This window comes from Brevundimonas sp. 374 (genome assembly GCF_900102995.1).
Classification (GTDB): Bacteria; Pseudomonadota; Alphaproteobacteria; order Caulobacterales; family Caulobacteraceae; genus Brevundimonas; species Brevundimonas vesicularis_C.
In genome coordinates, this window is the sequence record NZ_FNKT01000003.1 from 170,824 (window position 1) to 183,835 (window position 13,012).

Annotated in this window: 15 protein-coding genes; 7 read left to right on the top strand and 8 right to left on the bottom strand. The window is 67.5% G+C overall.

What is annotated here, in order from left to right; all coding sequences use genetic code 11:
* A complete protein-coding gene (locus BLR19_RS11105) occupies positions 1–606 on the bottom strand; it encodes a DUF2975 domain-containing protein (RefSeq protein WP_055754340.1) in 606 nt (201 codons plus the stop codon).
* Between the two features lie 453 nt (positions 607–1,059).
* Between BLR19_RS11105 and rdgB the strand changes: the two genes are divergently transcribed.
* Both rdgB and hemW read left to right on the top strand, forming a co-directional pair.
* On the top strand, positions 1,060–1,662 hold the full coding sequence (gene rdgB, locus BLR19_RS11110; protein WP_091750875.1) for an RdgB/HAM1 family non-canonical purine NTP pyrophosphatase: 603 nt from the start codon (positions 1,060–1,062) through the stop codon (positions 1,660–1,662).
* A complete protein-coding gene (gene hemW, locus BLR19_RS11115) occupies positions 1,655–2,815 on the top strand; it encodes a radical SAM family heme chaperone HemW (protein ID WP_091750878.1) in 1,161 nt (386 codons plus the stop codon). The genes rdgB and hemW overlap by 8 nt, the downstream gene beginning before the upstream one ends.
* Here hemW and BLR19_RS11120 read toward each other — a convergent pair.
* Entirely contained in the window at positions 2,812–4,467 is a 1,656-nt protein-coding gene (locus BLR19_RS11120; RefSeq protein ID WP_091750881.1) for a GNAT family N-acetyltransferase, read from the bottom strand. The two genes, hemW and BLR19_RS11120, sit on opposite strands and share 4 nt — an antisense overlap.
* A 156-nt stretch (positions 4,468–4,623) precedes the next feature.
* Between BLR19_RS11120 and BLR19_RS11125 the strand changes: the two genes are divergently transcribed.
* Positions 4,624–5,115, top strand: coding sequence for a hypothetical protein (locus BLR19_RS11125; RefSeq protein WP_091750883.1), 492 nt, complete (start codon positions 4,624–4,626; stop codon positions 5,113–5,115).
* A gap of 142 nt (positions 5,116–5,257) precedes the next feature.
* On the opposite strand, the gene BLR19_RS11130 is transcribed toward BLR19_RS11125, so the two are convergent.
* The gene (locus BLR19_RS11130) at positions 5,258–5,512 is read right to left on the bottom strand and encodes a GlsB/YeaQ/YmgE family stress response membrane protein (RefSeq protein ID WP_039243891.1); all 255 of its coding nucleotides are present in this window, start codon (positions 5,510–5,512) and stop codon (positions 5,258–5,260) included.
* Positions 5,513–5,700: 188 nt separating this feature from the next.
* On the opposite strand from BLR19_RS11130, the gene BLR19_RS11135 reads away from it, so the two are divergent.
* The 3 genes from BLR19_RS11135 to BLR19_RS11145 all read left to right on the top strand — a co-directional run bounded on the left by BLR19_RS11135 (position 5,701) and on the right by BLR19_RS11145 (position 7,583).
* Positions 5,701–6,081, top strand: coding sequence for a helix-turn-helix domain-containing protein (locus BLR19_RS11135; protein WP_055754334.1), 381 nt, complete (start codon positions 5,701–5,703; stop codon positions 6,079–6,081).
* Positions 6,082–6,152: 71 nt separating this feature from the next.
* Entirely contained in the window at positions 6,153–6,938 is a 786-nt protein-coding gene (hisN, locus tag BLR19_RS11140) for a histidinol-phosphatase (RefSeq protein WP_091750886.1), read from the top strand.
* A gap of 75 nt (positions 6,939–7,013) precedes the next feature.
* Positions 7,014–7,583, top strand: coding sequence for a hypothetical protein (locus BLR19_RS11145; protein ID WP_091750889.1), 570 nt, complete (start codon positions 7,014–7,016; stop codon positions 7,581–7,583).
* Between the two features lie 4 nt (positions 7,584–7,587).
* Here the strand turns inward: BLR19_RS11145 and BLR19_RS11150 are convergent, their stop codons facing one another.
* The 3 genes from BLR19_RS11150 to BLR19_RS11160 form a co-directional block, all read right to left on the bottom strand.
* Positions 7,588–8,622, bottom strand: a complete 1,035-nt coding sequence (locus BLR19_RS11150; RefSeq protein WP_091750892.1) for an alpha/beta fold hydrolase — start codon at positions 8,620–8,622, stop codon at positions 7,588–7,590.
* Complete coding sequence (locus BLR19_RS11155) at positions 8,619–9,539, bottom strand: class I SAM-dependent methyltransferase (RefSeq protein WP_091750894.1); 921 nt, start codon at positions 9,537–9,539, stop codon at positions 8,619–8,621. Before BLR19_RS11155 ends, BLR19_RS11150 begins: the two co-directional genes overlap by 4 nt.
* Positions 9,540–9,634: 95 nt before the next feature.
* Positions 9,635–10,441 (bottom strand): class I SAM-dependent methyltransferase, encoded by an 807-nt coding sequence (locus BLR19_RS11160; protein WP_218119398.1) that lies wholly within the window; start codon positions 10,439–10,441, stop codon positions 9,635–9,637.
* A 271-nt stretch (positions 10,442–10,712) separates the two neighbouring features.
* Here BLR19_RS11160 and BLR19_RS11165 point away from each other — a divergent pair, with 271 nt between their 5' ends.
* On the top strand, positions 10,713–11,192 hold the full coding sequence (locus BLR19_RS11165; RefSeq protein WP_091750981.1) for an Hsp20 family protein: 480 nt from the start codon (positions 10,713–10,715) through the stop codon (positions 11,190–11,192).
* 49 nt (positions 11,193–11,241) lie between these two features.
* Here BLR19_RS11165 and BLR19_RS11170 read toward each other — a convergent pair whose 3' ends face one another.
* Together BLR19_RS11170 and BLR19_RS11175 are read right to left on the bottom strand one after the other, a co-directional pair.
* A complete protein-coding gene (locus tag BLR19_RS11170; RefSeq protein WP_091750899.1) occupies positions 11,242–11,718 on the bottom strand; it encodes an RNA pyrophosphohydrolase in 477 nt (158 codons plus the stop codon).
* Positions 11,718–12,908: a divergent polysaccharide deacetylase family protein gene (locus BLR19_RS11175; protein ID WP_091750901.1), complete on the bottom strand. Its 1,191-nt coding sequence runs from the start codon at positions 12,906–12,908 to the stop codon at positions 11,718–11,720. Before BLR19_RS11175 ends, BLR19_RS11170 begins: the two co-directional genes overlap by 1 nt.
* Positions 12,909–13,012: the final 104 nt, after the last annotated feature.

Consider the following 13,012-nt stretch of genomic DNA (forward strand, 5'->3'; position numbering starts at 1 on the left):
TCAGATCGTCAGTTCGGATTCGCGACGCAGGCGCGCGCCCTCGCGGAACACCTCCGCCAGCACGAAGACGATAAGCACGGAAAAGATGGGGGTCAGCAGTTCGCCGAAGCCCTGCGGATCCATGACGCCGGGCGCCAGCCGCTTGGCGACGAAGCCTTGGGCCACCCAGACGCCGCCGGTCACGACCGCCAGGGTCAGGCCGATCTGGCGCAGACGGCGCACGTTATCGGGCTGGAACGGGTCGCCCATGGTCAGGGTGCGGATGATGCGGCGCAGGCTGCGCAGGATCAGCATGAAACCGCCGAAATAGGCGGTCGCGGCGCCCAGGCCGAACAGCAGCAGCGTGCGCGTCAGCGGCAGTTGCTTGCCGCCGGAATCCCCGCTGACGGTGATGTTCACATTGTCCAGGGGAATGAAGATCGCGGCGATGACCAGCAGCAGCAGAATGCCGGTGATCAGCCAGAGAAGGATGTAGGCGACGTCCAGAACCACCTTCAACACGCTGGACACCGAACCCGGGCCGAGCGCTTTGATCGGCGCGCCCAGCCAGTTCGGAACGCTTGCCTCGCCTCGCTTCAGCGGATTTGGCGGCAGGGGCAGGCGCATGGTCTTTTTGATCTCAAGCCGGGGAAGGCGGGGCGATGGCCACGCGGGGTCCGGCGAACCCGCGCGCGGCTCTATACATCGCGGTCTTCATGCAGGTCGTCAAAGCTCCAGTGATCGAAAAGAGAGGGATCAAAGGGCTTGGAACAGGGTGACGACCAGGGCGGTGGGCAGGGCGGCGATCAGAACGGTGCTGACAAAAGCAGCGCCGACCTTGTCGAGCCACATCGAGGTGTTCATCGTATGCATTGTGGTTCTCCGTCTTTCTAGTTTAGGCGATTATCGCCGTTTGGATTTGTTAGCCGCACGATCGTTCCCGGTTTTCCGGAAGCCCTGAACGCTGCGACCTCGTTCCTGACGATCAATAGATAGGCCGTGCGGGCGAAAAAGGCACGTTACATATCGTTTAACGATATTAAACTTTGGCAATAGACTGTTTCAGGAGCGTGATCGACGATGAATCTCAAGCTTATCAAAGGGATGCGGATCGTCGTGGCGACGCACAACGCCGGTAAGGTTCCCGAAATCTCGGCGCTGCTCGGCGGAAGTTACGAACTCGTCACCGCCGGCCAGCTGAACCTGCCCGAACCCGACGAAACGGAGAGCACCTTCACCGGCAACGCCATGCTGAAGGCGCGCCACGCGGCGGAACTGTCGGGCGAGGTTTCGCTGGCCGACGATTGCGGCCTGTCGGTCGCGGCGCTGGATGGCGCGCCGGGCATCTTCTCTGCGCGCTGGGCCGGGCCGGGCAAGGATTTCGCCGTCGCCATGAAGAAGGTCGAGGAGCGGCTGGAAGAGATCGGCGCGATGGACCGGACCGCCTGGTTCACCTCGGCCCTGGCGGTCGCCTGGCCGGACGGCCCCTGCGTCGTGGTCCAGGGCGAGGTTCACGGCCAGCTGACCTTCCCCCCACGCGGCGATCGCGGCTTCGGCTACGACCCGCTCTTCATTCCGAATGGGGGCGATCAGACCTTCGGCGAGATGGAGCCGGCGGCCAAGGACGCCATCAGCCACCGCACCGTCGCCTTCGCCAAGCTGAGAGCCGCCCTGATTGACTGATCCGCTTGATCCGGGATCGGACGTCGGCCTCTACGTCCACTGGCCCTATTGCGCGCGCATCTGCCCCTACTGCGACTTCAACGTCGTGCGCGATCGCGGACGCACCGAGGAACAGGCCGGGCTGGTCGAGGCGATCCTGGCGGATCTGTGTGCCCAGAGAGATCTGACAGGCCCGCGACGGCTGGCCTCGATCTTCTTCGGCGGCGGCACGCCGTCGCTGATGGCGCCCGACGCCGTCGCGCGGATCGCGGCGGCGGCCCGCGACCTGTTCCCGCCCGCCGGCGACATCGAGATCACGCTGGAGGCCAATCCCACCGACGCCGAGGCCGGCCGGTTCGCCGCCCTAGCCGACGCCGGGATCAACCGCCTGTCGATGGGGGTTCAGGCGCTGGACGACGCCGCCCTGCGTTTTCTAGGTCGCGACCATTCGGCGGCCGAGGCCCTGCGCGCGGTCGATCTTGCCCGACGCGCCTTCGACCGTCTGTCCATCGACCTGATCTACGCCCGCCCGGACCAGACGCCTGAAGATTGGGCCGCCGAACTGATGGCGGCGCTGGCGCTCGGGTTCGAACACGTCTCGCCCTATCAGCTGACCATAGAGCCGACGACGGCCTTTGGTCGGGCCTTCGCACGCGGAACCCTGACCCCGCCGGACGAGGACCGGGCCGCCTCGCTCTACGAAACCACCCAGGATGTCCTCTCCGCCGCCGGCTTCAAAGCCTATGAGGTGTCCAACCATGCACGCGGTCGCGCCGCCCGATCGTCGCACAATCTGCATGTCTGGCGCGGCGGCGACTATCTGGGTGTCGGCCCCGGCGCCCATGGCCGGCTGACGCTGGACGGCGTCAGGACCGCGACCGTCGCCCACCGCCGCATCGCCGATTATGTGGCGGGCGTCTCGGGCCTCACGCCCTGGTGCGAGCGCGACGTCCAGACGCCGGCCGACGCCGCCGAAGAACGGCTGCTGCTGGCCCTGCGCACCACCGAAGGCACGCCTGGCGCCCTGCTGTCGGCGCTCGGCCTGTCGGCAGAACGCGCGCCGGTCGCGGACCTGATCGCCGACGGGTTCCTGATGCTGAAGGCCGAGCGACTGATCGCCACCGAGCGCGGCCGCCCAGTGCTGGACGGCGTGCTGAAGGCGCTGCTGACCTAGGCCTTCTTCAGCCCCAGCATTCCCAGCCAGCCGCCGCTGGTCAGCAAAGCGACGTCCAGCAGGGCCAGCGGCAGCGGCGTCGAAACCGGCGCGGCGATGAAGCGCGAGCGCCAGTCCGGGCCGAACTTGGCCTTGTAGCTGCGCAAACCCTGGAAGCCGTAGAGCGCCCCGCCCTCTTCGAACACCAAGGCGCCGACGCGAGCGAAGACCGGCGCGATGCGACGATCCTCCAGCCCAGCCAGCGGCGCCATGCCCAGGTCGAAGCTGGCCAGGCCTTCCGCCTTGGCCCACTGGGCGCAGCGAATGAACAGATAGTCCATCACCCCATGCGGCGCGTCCGGCCGATGGCGCATCAGATCCACCGCCGCTTCGTCCGGCGAGGTCAGCAGATTGGCGAAGGCGACGATGCGGCCGCCCTCCTTGACCACCGCCAGCGGCGTCAGGTCCAGATAGTCGACGTCGAAGCGCCCCAAGGAGAAGGATTTCTCCGAGCCCTCGTGCATGGCCAGCCAGGCGTCCGAAATCTCGCGCAGCTCGTCTGCGATCGCTGCGGCCGACCCGGGCGGCAGAACCTCGAACGAGGAGCCTTCACGCTCGGCGCGATTGATGGCTGTGCGCAGGTTCTGCTTGCCCTTGCCCTCGATGGAGAAGCGGTGGGCGTCGATCACGGCCGTCTCGCCGACCTTGCGCACCGCCAGCCCCATGGTCGCCAGGTCGCCCAGCACCTCTTCGCTGACCGAATAGAAGACCGCCGCCCCGCCATAGCTGTCGGCCATCTCGGCGAAGGACCACAGCAACTCCAGCCGTTCGCTCTTGAGCCCTGCCGGTTCGCCCATGGCGATCCAGCGCCGCCCCCGCACGCGATAGGCCAGGAAGCTGGAACCCGACGGGCTGAACATCAGCGCCTTATCGCCCAGCATGGCCAGCCAGGCCTCGGGCGTGGCCGTATCGGCGGTCTGCAGCGCCTGGAGCGCGCGATCGATGTCGCCCTTGCTGGCCGGGCCGTGACTGTGGGCGCCGGGTGAGCTCAACAGCGAGCGGCCGGCCACCACCAGCGTCAGGATCGCCAGAACCAGCCCGGCCCGCAGGAAGCCGGACGCCTGGCGATCACTCAGGAAGCGCCACCACAGCTCGTCATTATAGGCGACGTCGCGATAGGCGAAGAAGCCCAGCCACAGCATGGCCGCCACCACCGCCGTCAGCAGCAACAGCCAGCTCGGCCGCAGCGGCTCGCTTAGACGCGAGCGCCGGTTGAAGGCCGTGCGGCACGGCGCCAGGAGCGCGGCGACGACCAGCAGATCCGTCGCCTGCTGCCAGTCCAGGCCCTTCAGCACCGAGAACACCGCCCCAGCCGCCAGGACCAGCAGGGCGGCCCAATAGGCGCCGCGCCGACGCCGCCACAGACCCGCCGACAAGAGCAGAAGAAGGAAACCGGCGATGCTGCCGACAAAGTGCGACAGGTCGATCAGGATGGGAGAGACGACGCCTGTCAGCTGGCGCAGCCGACTGTCGAACTCGGGCGTCACCGCAGAGACCAGCATCAGCGCGCCTGCGCCAAAGGCCACCACCGCAAAGATCTGGGGCGTCAGCTCGAAGGCCAGACCCGCCAGTCGGCGGATCAGACCGGATGTGTGCCGGGGGCGGCTGGACAAACGTGGCCTCTCGAATCGCGGATCGCCCGAACATAGACCAAGAATCGTCCAACCGGGGCGCTGCCAAGGTCATTTCGGGGCATACGAAACAATCCGTAACAGAGCGAGTATATAGGGGTGCGGGCGTCGGGCCCGTGTAACAGGGGATAGTCTCCCATGACCATCAAGACCGCTCTTCTGGCTGGCGCCGCCGCCGCCTTCATGACCGCCGCGCCGGCTCTGGCGCAAGAAGCCACGCCCGCTCCCGCCGCCGCGCCTGCCGCCGCTGCGTCCTCGCAGCAATCGCTGTCGCTGAACCCCGGATCGAGCGTTTCCGGTCCTGATGGCGAGCTGGGCAAGCTGGAAGGCGTTCAGAACAACGCCGAAGGCAAGCAGGAGCTTACCGTTCGCGGGGCCGACGGCCAACTTCGCGCCGTGCCGCTGAGCGGGATCCGCCAGGAAGGAACCGGCGTCGTGGTGGCCTACACGAAGGCCGAGTTTGACGCCGCCGCTCCTATCGCCGGCGCCCCGGCGGCCCCCGCCGCTGATCCGGCCGCCGCTCCCGCGCCGACCGCGGAACCTGCGGCCGAACCGACCGATCCGGCGACCACAGAACCGGCGACCCCGGCTCCGGACGGCGCCTCGCCGGCTCCGACCGAGCCGCAGTAAGTCAGTTTTCTAAGGCTGAATGATAAAGGGCGGTCGGGTTTTCCGGCCGCCCTTTCGTCTGTCCGCAACCCAGCGGCGACAGTGGCGCAGCAAAAAGGGCGGCTCGTAAGAACCGCCCTTTCCTTATCGATCGACTATCGGATCAAGCGCGACGCTTGACCAGTCCCAGAAGGAACAGCAGCAGGCAGGCGCCCAGGAACGCCACGATCAGGGTGACGAAGTTGAAGCCGCCAACCGGCGTGCCGAAGACGTTGTTCGAGATGAAGCCGCCGAGCAGAGCGCCGATGACGCCGACGATCAGGTTTGTCAGCAGGCCGTGATTGCGACCCATGACCTTTTCAGCCAGCCAGCCGGCGACGATGCCGATGACGAGCCAACCAATGATTCCGAGACCCATGCTGTGGTTCCTTCCTTTAAAAGCCAAGCTGTTGCAGTAAATGCGGCTCGGGCCATACGGTTGCGTCCTCGTTCCAACCTCGCCGCAATAAGGCCGAATTCGCGTCAGGCGCGATCCGGCACGGCGATTGCCGTGATCGACGTGTGTCGTCCCGCATCGGGACAGACGTTGAGACGAGGATCACCGTGATGGCCGACGACATCGACCTTCATCTGGGCCGCCGCCTGCGCCGCCGTCGCCGCCTGCTGGGCCTGACGCAGCAGCAGCTGGCCGTCCAGGTCGGCATCCGCTTTCAGCAGATCCAGAAGTACGAATGCGGCGCCAACCGCATCTCCGCCGCGCGCCTGTGGCAGTTGGCCGAGGCGCTGGAAACGCCCGTCGCCTATTTCTACGATGGCCTGGCCGAAGCGATGGAGGCCGACGCACCGACTCCCAAGGGCGGCGAAGTCTTTTCGCGCAAGGAAACGCTGGATCTGATCCAGGCTTACTATCAGCTGGACGAACGGCCCCGCCGGCGTTTGCTGGATCTGGCCAAGTCCCTGCATGCGGGCGACGCGGCCGCCGCCTGATCTGCGCGTCTCCCCGATCTGTACGTCTCAAGGGGCGCCCATGCCGGCGAAAGCGCGGTAAGGGAACGCTCATGACCGAATATGAAGCTTTCGCCATCGAACTGGCGCGCGAAGCCGCGCGCGTGACCCTGCCCTTCTTCCGCTCGGACATCGGGCATGAAGACAAGGGCGGGGCGGCCGGCTTCGATCCCGTCACAGAGGCCGACAAACAGGCCGAGGCCGCCATCCGCCGCCTGATCGCCGCCCGCTATCCCGACCACGGCGTCATCGGTGAGGAGTATGGCGAGGATCGACCGGACGCCGAGCACGTCTGGGTGCTGGATCCCATCGACGGCACCCGCGCCTTCATCTCGGGCCTGCCGCTGTGGACCACGCTGATCGCCCTTCGCACGGCCGGCAAGCCGACCGTCGGCGTCATCGCCCAGCCCTATCTGGACGAAATCTTCATCGGCGGCCCGTCCGGTGCGCGCCTGTTGCGCGGCGATATCGAGACGCCGCTGGCCGTGCGGTCCTGCGAGACGCTTACCGACGCCGTCATCTCGACCACGGACCCCGACATCTTCAACGGCGCCGAACTGGGCGCCTGGACCCAGGTGCGCGCGACCGCTCGCCTGGCGCGCCTCGGTTGCGACGCCTACGCCTACGCCATGGTGGCGGCGGGCAAGATGGATCTGGTCGCCGAGACCAGCCTGAAGCCCTGGGACTGGTCCGCCCTGGTGCCCGTCATCGAGGCGGCGGGCGGCAAGGTCGTCAACTGGCGCGGCGCAGCGCCGGACGACAGGGGCCAAGTCCTGGCCGTCGGTGACGCGCGCCTGATCGATCAGGCGCTGGTGACGCTGAAACGCGCGGCCGCCTGAACCTCGCACCTGGCGCATATTGACGCAGGTCGAGAGACGGCGTCAGGGTGCGGACGGTTGAGGGGACGGATTTCGATGACTGGGCAGTCCAAACTGGTTGTCGGCGTCGATGTGCCCTGGGTCACGAGTTGGAGCGGCGAAGAGATTACGGGCGCCACGCCATGCCGAACCGTCGGCGGCCGTCTCGCCCTGATGCAGGCCAGTGCGCCCGGCGCGGGCAAGCCGCAATATTCGAAGAACCATCTGGTCCGACAGCGCCTCACCGTCGCGCGCATGCTGTGCCCGATGTGCGGCGAGCCGACTGAGGATAGCGATCGCTGGACCCAGATCGCCGCGCGACGTTGCGCCGGTCAGCTCAGGGCGCGCGGCGGTCAGGTTCGCGCCGACATCGCCGACGACCGGGTGATGATCGACGCCGGCTCGATCGCACCCCTGCACCGCCGCTGCGTCGACCGCTCGATGAAATACTGCCCGCATCTGCGCGCCAGCGACGATGTAATGGTCATGCGCTTCCCGCGCGAGTGGATCGTTCTGCCCCTGCTGGTCAAGGCCGAGACCGGCCCCGGCGTCGCCGTCGCCTTCCTGCAGCTATGCGGCGTCACCCAGACGATCGACCGACGCTGGCGCGCCGAAACCGCCGCCTGAACGATCAGCCCGCCGTCACGTCCGCCGTCATCGCCGACGGATCGGTGAGCGCGTCCGCCGCAGGCGCGACCAGATCGGCCATGGCGTCGAATTCGTTCAGGAAGACGGCGCGCAGGTCGTCGGCCTCCATGATGACCTCGTGCTTGGCGCCGGCGACCTCGACGTAGCGGCCGCGCGGGATGCGTTTGGCGGCCCATTGGTTGGTCTGTTTCCACACCACGTCGTCGGCGCTGGCCTGGACGATCACGACCGGCGCCTTGACCGCCTTCAGGGCCTTGGGCTTCAGCGCGCGCTCGCCGGCGTCCAGCGCAAAGGCCAGCCAGCCATAGGTGGGACCGCCGATGGCAAGGTGCGGACAGGCGTACAGCTGCTGACGCCACATCTCATAGCGGGTCTCGTCCGAGGTCAGGGCGTCCTCGGCGAAGTTGTGGTCGAACGGATCGTCGGGGTCGCCTAGGATATAGTCGCCGGCCTGGCCGTGGCGGATGTTCCAGCGCACCACCAGCTTGACCGACCACATCGACCGTTTGCCGGTCTTGATGCGCAGCATGGGGCTGGACAGGACCGCGCCGGCGAACCGGTCCTCGCCGCTTTCCAGCGACAGCAGGTTCAGGCACGCGCCCATCGAATGGCCCACCATGATCCAGGGCTTGGGGCACTGGTCCTCATAGGCGTTCAGCAGGCGGTTGTAGTCGTCCAGAAACTCCTCAACCGCACGGGCGTGCCCCTTCAGCCGATCCGGCAACAACCGCGCCGACAGCCCCTGGCCGCGCCAGTCGTGGGTCAGCACGCACCAGCCGCGCGCCAGGAAGTTGCCGATCACCTCATAGTATTTCTCGATCGGCTCGGTGCGGCCGGGGCTAAGCACCACCGTGCCGCGCACCTTGTCCGCTGCGAGATGAGACGGCTTCCACAGCCCGGCGCGCAGGCGCATTCCGCCCGCGCCGCGAAACCAGTCGCCCTTTCCGCCGGGCGGCGAGGCGGCGCCGGGAACCCCCATCAACGGGGCGTTGGCGGCGAAGGCTTGGGCGCGGTTCACTCGGGCTTCCTGAACTTCAAGGTCATGCGATCGCTCTCGCCGATCGCGTCATATTTGGATCGGTCGAAGGCGGGGTCCGCCGGTTCGCCGCGCGGCGCCGTCAGGCGCGTAGGCGCCAGGGTGTCGACGCCGAACGGGTGATCCTTGGTGTCTTCCGGATTGGCGTTGATCTCGGACGCCTCGACGAAGACGAAGCCCGCCTCAGCCGCCAACTGTCGCACGAAAGCTTCCTGGACATAGCCATTGGCCGCGACCGGATCCTGATCCTGCGCAGGCGCCAGCCGGTGCTGTTCGATGCCCAGGATGCCGCCCGGGCGAAGAGCGGCGAAGGCGTCGGCGAAGGCCTTTTCCGCAATGCCCGCCGCCATCCAGCCATGCAGGGTTCGCATGAACAGGCACATCTCGGCCGTACCCGCTGCGGTCACCGGGCCGGACCCCGCGCCGAAGACCGAAAACTGCGGCTCGCCATAAAGCTTCTTGTCGCTGGAGAACCGCGTGCGAAAGGCGGTGTTCAGCACGGCCTGCGCCGGATCGGCGGTCGGTCCTTCGGGGAACAGGGCGGCGACATAGGTGCCCGCCCCCTTGGCCAGATAGGGCGCGAGGATTTCGGTGTACCAGCCGCTGCCGGGCCAGAATTCCACCACCGTCATCTTGGGTTGAAGACCGAAGAACCGCAGCGTCTCCATCGGATGGCGGAAGGCGTCGCGCGCCTTGTCCTGGGCCGAACGCCACGATCCCTCGACCGCCCATTCCAGCGAGCCCTCCGGCGGCCCGGCCGGCGTAGGCGGCGCGGCGGGCGCCTTTGCGGCCTCGTCCTTGCGCCCGCAAGCCGCCACGCCGGTCAGCCCCAGCGCCGCAGCGCCGCTCAGCAGAAACCGACGCGACAATCCGCTCGCGCTCGCCAGACGATCAGCCATTCAAAACCTCCGCAGGACGCCGGGACCCGCGTCCGACGCACCCTGACGCCTTGGGCTTAATCGGGTTCGCAGGTCCGGTCAAAACGCAAGACGGCCTATTCGGGCTTGCGGAAACGCAGGGTCATCCGATCGCTCTCGCCGATGGCGTCGAAGGCGGCGCGTTCGTCGGGCGTCAGGGTGCGGCCCGACGGATCGTTGCGCGCGGCCGACTGGCGGATGGGCGGCAGGGTCCAGACGCCGAACGGGTGATCGTGGTCGTCCTTGGGATTGGCGTTGAGCTCGCTGCGCGCCTCCAGCACGAAGCCAGCGTTTCGCGCCTCATGGATCACATAGCTTTCGGGCACATAGCCGGTGGAGGCGACATCGGCCACGTTCAGCCCTTCCGCGCTGCGGTGCTGTTCGACAGCCAGCACGCCGCCGGGCTTCAAGGCCTTGAAGAAGGCCTGCAGATACGGCTGGGTCCGGTCGTTACGCGACCAGTTGTGGAAGGCGCGAGCCACCAGAATGAAGTCGGCGGTTCCGTCCGCCACGCCCATGCTTTCCAGCGGGCGATTGACCGGCACATAACGCCCGCCGGTCGCCGCCGCATAGGGTTCAAGGATGTGCCGCCACCAGCTGGCGCCGCCCGGCTCGATCTCCACCACCGTCATGCCCGGCGTCAGACCCCAGAAGGTCAGGGATTCATACGGATGACGATAGACGTCGCGCGCCCGGTCGGCGGCGGGGCGGGTCTCGGCGGCGATGGCGGTCTGCAAGGCCGTGTCGTCGGAGAAGGTCGGCATGGCGCTGGACAGGGCCGAACGCGGCGGCGTCCACGCGCCCTGGGTCTGGGGCGACTGTTGGGCCAGGGCGGGGGCGGCGGACAGCAGGACGGCGGCGAGGCCGTAGACGGCGAGGCGCATGATCGAGGGCTCCAGGTTCAGGTCGTTCTCCATAGGCAGGCGGGCCGCCCGCGCAAATGAACTTCACGAGACACAGGCGGATTTGACGCAAGCAAAATCGTGCAGGCGGCGCCCTTGACGCCGTTTCGCCGGCTCCCATCTTTGCTCTCGAGGACGCCGATTTCGGGTTCTCCAGACTGACGGCGCCGATTTCGGGTCGTCGATCTGATCTCCCACCGTCCGGGCCAAAACGCCGGGCGGCTCAACCTTGCTGATCCTCAGGAGGATGCTGATGCGTACCTATGATTTCACCCCGCTATACCGTTCGGCCGTCGGCTTCGACCGTCTGGCCAATCTGCTGGAAAACGCCTCGCGCGCGACCAGCCAGGACACGGGTTATCCCCCCTACAACATCGAAACCACGGGCGAGAACGCCTATCGCATCGAGATCGCCGTCGCCGGCTTCAGCCCCGACGAGCTGAATATCGAGGTGAAGGAAAACCTGCTCACCGTGACCGGCCGCAAGACGGCCAACGACGATACGGCGACGCAGAAGACCTACCTGCATCGCGGCCTGGCCGAGCGCGATTTCGAGCGCCGGTTCCAGCTGGCCGACTATGTCGTCGTCAACGACGCCAATCTGGTCAACGGTCTGCTTTCGATCTCGCTGAAGCGCGAACTGCCCGAGGCGCTGAAGCCCCGCCGTATCGAGATCGGCGCCGGCCAGCCGCTGATCGAAGGCCAGGCCGAGCAGAAGGCTGAAGCAGCCTAAACCGTTTCAAGGCGAACTATGAAAGGGCGGCGTTCGCGCCGCCCTTTTTCTATGCCGCCAGGTGCGAGAAGGCGGCGACGACCTGTTCATAGGCCGGCCGTTTGAACGGCACGATCAGGTCGCAGGCGTCCGACAGCGGCCCCCAACGCCAGGCGTCGAACTCGACTTCATCGTCGGCCGCCAGATCGATCTCGGCCTCGTCGCCGGTGAAGCGGAAGGCGAACCACTGCTGCTTCTGACCCTTGAAACCGCGCCAGGCCTTGGCGTTGTTCATGGCTTCGGGCGGGAAGTCGTACAGGATCCAGTCGTCCGTCCGCGCCAGCAGTTCGATCGAGGTGACGCCGGTCTCCTCATGCAGTTCGCGGCGGGCGGCGGCTTCCAGATCCTCGCCCGCATCGACGCCGCCCTGCGGGAACTGCCAGTTATGCGGACCGGGCGTGGCGTGGCGCTGGCCGTACCAGACCAGGCCGTCGCGGTTGAACAGCACGACCCCGACATTGGGCCGATAGGCGTCGAGATCGGACACTAGCGCCCCGGCCGCATCGACATGGACGAGGCCGGCGCCAGTTGCAGGCCGCGCTGTTCCAGACCGGCGGTCCAGCGGGCGGCGGCCTCGACCGTCACCGGATAGCTGAAGCCGGCCCCCAGGGCCGAACCGCGCAGCTTGGCCTGGGCTTCGAGGCCGTTCAGGGCGGCGACGATGGCGGCGGGCGACTGCGTCCGGTCGATGACGCGGTCCGCGCTGGCCCGCGCCCAAGCGCCCGGCCGACGTTGGAACGAGCCGTCGTCCAGGAAGGCGACGCCGCGCTGGCGCAGGACGCTCAGGAAGGCGTTCATGCCCGTGTCCGACCCGGCGAACCGGTCGCCCAGATAGTTGGTCACGCCGAAATAGCCGGTGGCGCGGCTCAGCAGCCAGTCCATCTTGGCGGTCACGTCGTCGGCGCCGCCGTCGGCCAGCAGCGTATACGGGCCGGGGTCGTTGTCGGGATAGCCGGTCGGCTCCATCGGCATTTCCAGCATGACCTCATGGCCCTGCGCGCGCGCTTGGTCGATCCAGCCCTGCAGATTGTCGGCATAGGGCACGAAGCTGAGCGTGACCTCCGGCGGCAGGCGTTCGATGGCCGCGCGGGTCGTGACGGCGTTCAGGCCCAGTCCGCCGACGATCAGCGACACGCGCGGCTTGCCGTTCGGTCGGAACGGGCGAGCATAGGCCTGGGCCGGAACGCGGCCGTCGGGCGCGATCATCGGCAGGGGACCGTTGGATCCGGGTTGCGACAGGCCGGCGATGGGGGCCTTGGCCAACGGAGAGGCGGCGTGGACCGGCGCCGTGATGGGCGCGCCCTGACCCGAGACGCTGCCGCCGTCCGGCAGGGTGATGACGGCTTCGCCGCCCGCGGTCGGATCGGCGCCGCCCGCGAGATTCTGATACAGCCCCATCGCGCCCATGGAGAAGGCTTCGAAGCCCGTCGGGGCCGGCGCTTGCGCTGCGGGCGCGTCACGTTCCAGCGCGACATGGGCCGAGGGCGTCCCCGCCTTTGGATCGCCAAGAACCGTCAGGAACAGGGCGCTGGTGCTGAGCAGCAGCAAGCCTGCCAGACCCGCGGCGACCGGCGGCTTCTTCAGGGCGTCGACGACAGGTTTCAGGCTCGGGCCATCCTTGGCGCGCGGGGCGGTCCCGGCGGTGGCGGCGAGTGCGGATTGGCGTTTGGCGAACATGGGCAAGAGTGGAACCGATCTGGAATCCTACGTCCGCATCATCGCGCGCTGTCGGTTAAGAAACCCTAACGGGCGGTTCACCATGATCGACGCGGTGATTTCTG

Bases quoted from the DNA above. Each gene is read 5' to 3' on its own strand.
- BLR19_RS11145 (WP_091750889.1), top strand. From the start codon at position 7,014: ATGACTGGGCAGTCCAAACTGGTTGTCGGCGTCGATGTGCCCTGGGTC.
- BLR19_RS11105 (WP_055754340.1), bottom strand. From the start codon at position 606: ATGCGCCTGCCCCTGCCGCCAAATCCGCTGAAGCGAGGCGAGGCAAGC.
- BLR19_RS11130 (WP_039243891.1), bottom strand. From the start codon at position 5,512: ATGGGTCTCGGAATCATTGGTTGGCTCGTCATCGGCATCGTCGCCGGC.
- hisN (WP_091750886.1), top strand. From the start codon at position 6,153: ATGACCGAATATGAAGCTTTCGCCATCGAACTGGCGCGCGAAGCCGCG.
- BLR19_RS11125 (WP_091750883.1), top strand. From the start codon at position 4,624: ATGACCATCAAGACCGCTCTTCTGGCTGGCGCCGCCGCCGCCTTCATG.
- BLR19_RS11160 (WP_218119398.1), bottom strand. From the start codon at position 10,441: ATGCGCCTCGCCGTCTACGGCCTCGCCGCCGTCCTGCTGTCCGCCGCC.
- BLR19_RS11165 (WP_091750981.1), top strand. From the start codon at position 10,713: ATGCGTACCTATGATTTCACCCCGCTATACCGTTCGGCCGTCGGCTTC.
- BLR19_RS11155 (WP_091750894.1), bottom strand. From the start codon at position 9,539: ATGGCTGATCGTCTGGCGAGCGCGAGCGGATTGTCGCGTCGGTTTCTG.
- rdgB (WP_091750875.1), top strand. From the start codon at position 1,060: ATGAATCTCAAGCTTATCAAAGGGATGCGGATCGTCGTGGCGACGCAC.
- BLR19_RS11175 (WP_091750901.1), bottom strand. From the start codon at position 12,908: ATGTTCGCCAAACGCCAATCCGCACTCGCCGCCACCGCCGGGACCGCC.
- BLR19_RS11135 (WP_055754334.1), top strand. From the start codon at position 5,701: ATGGCCGACGACATCGACCTTCATCTGGGCCGCCGCCTGCGCCGCCGT.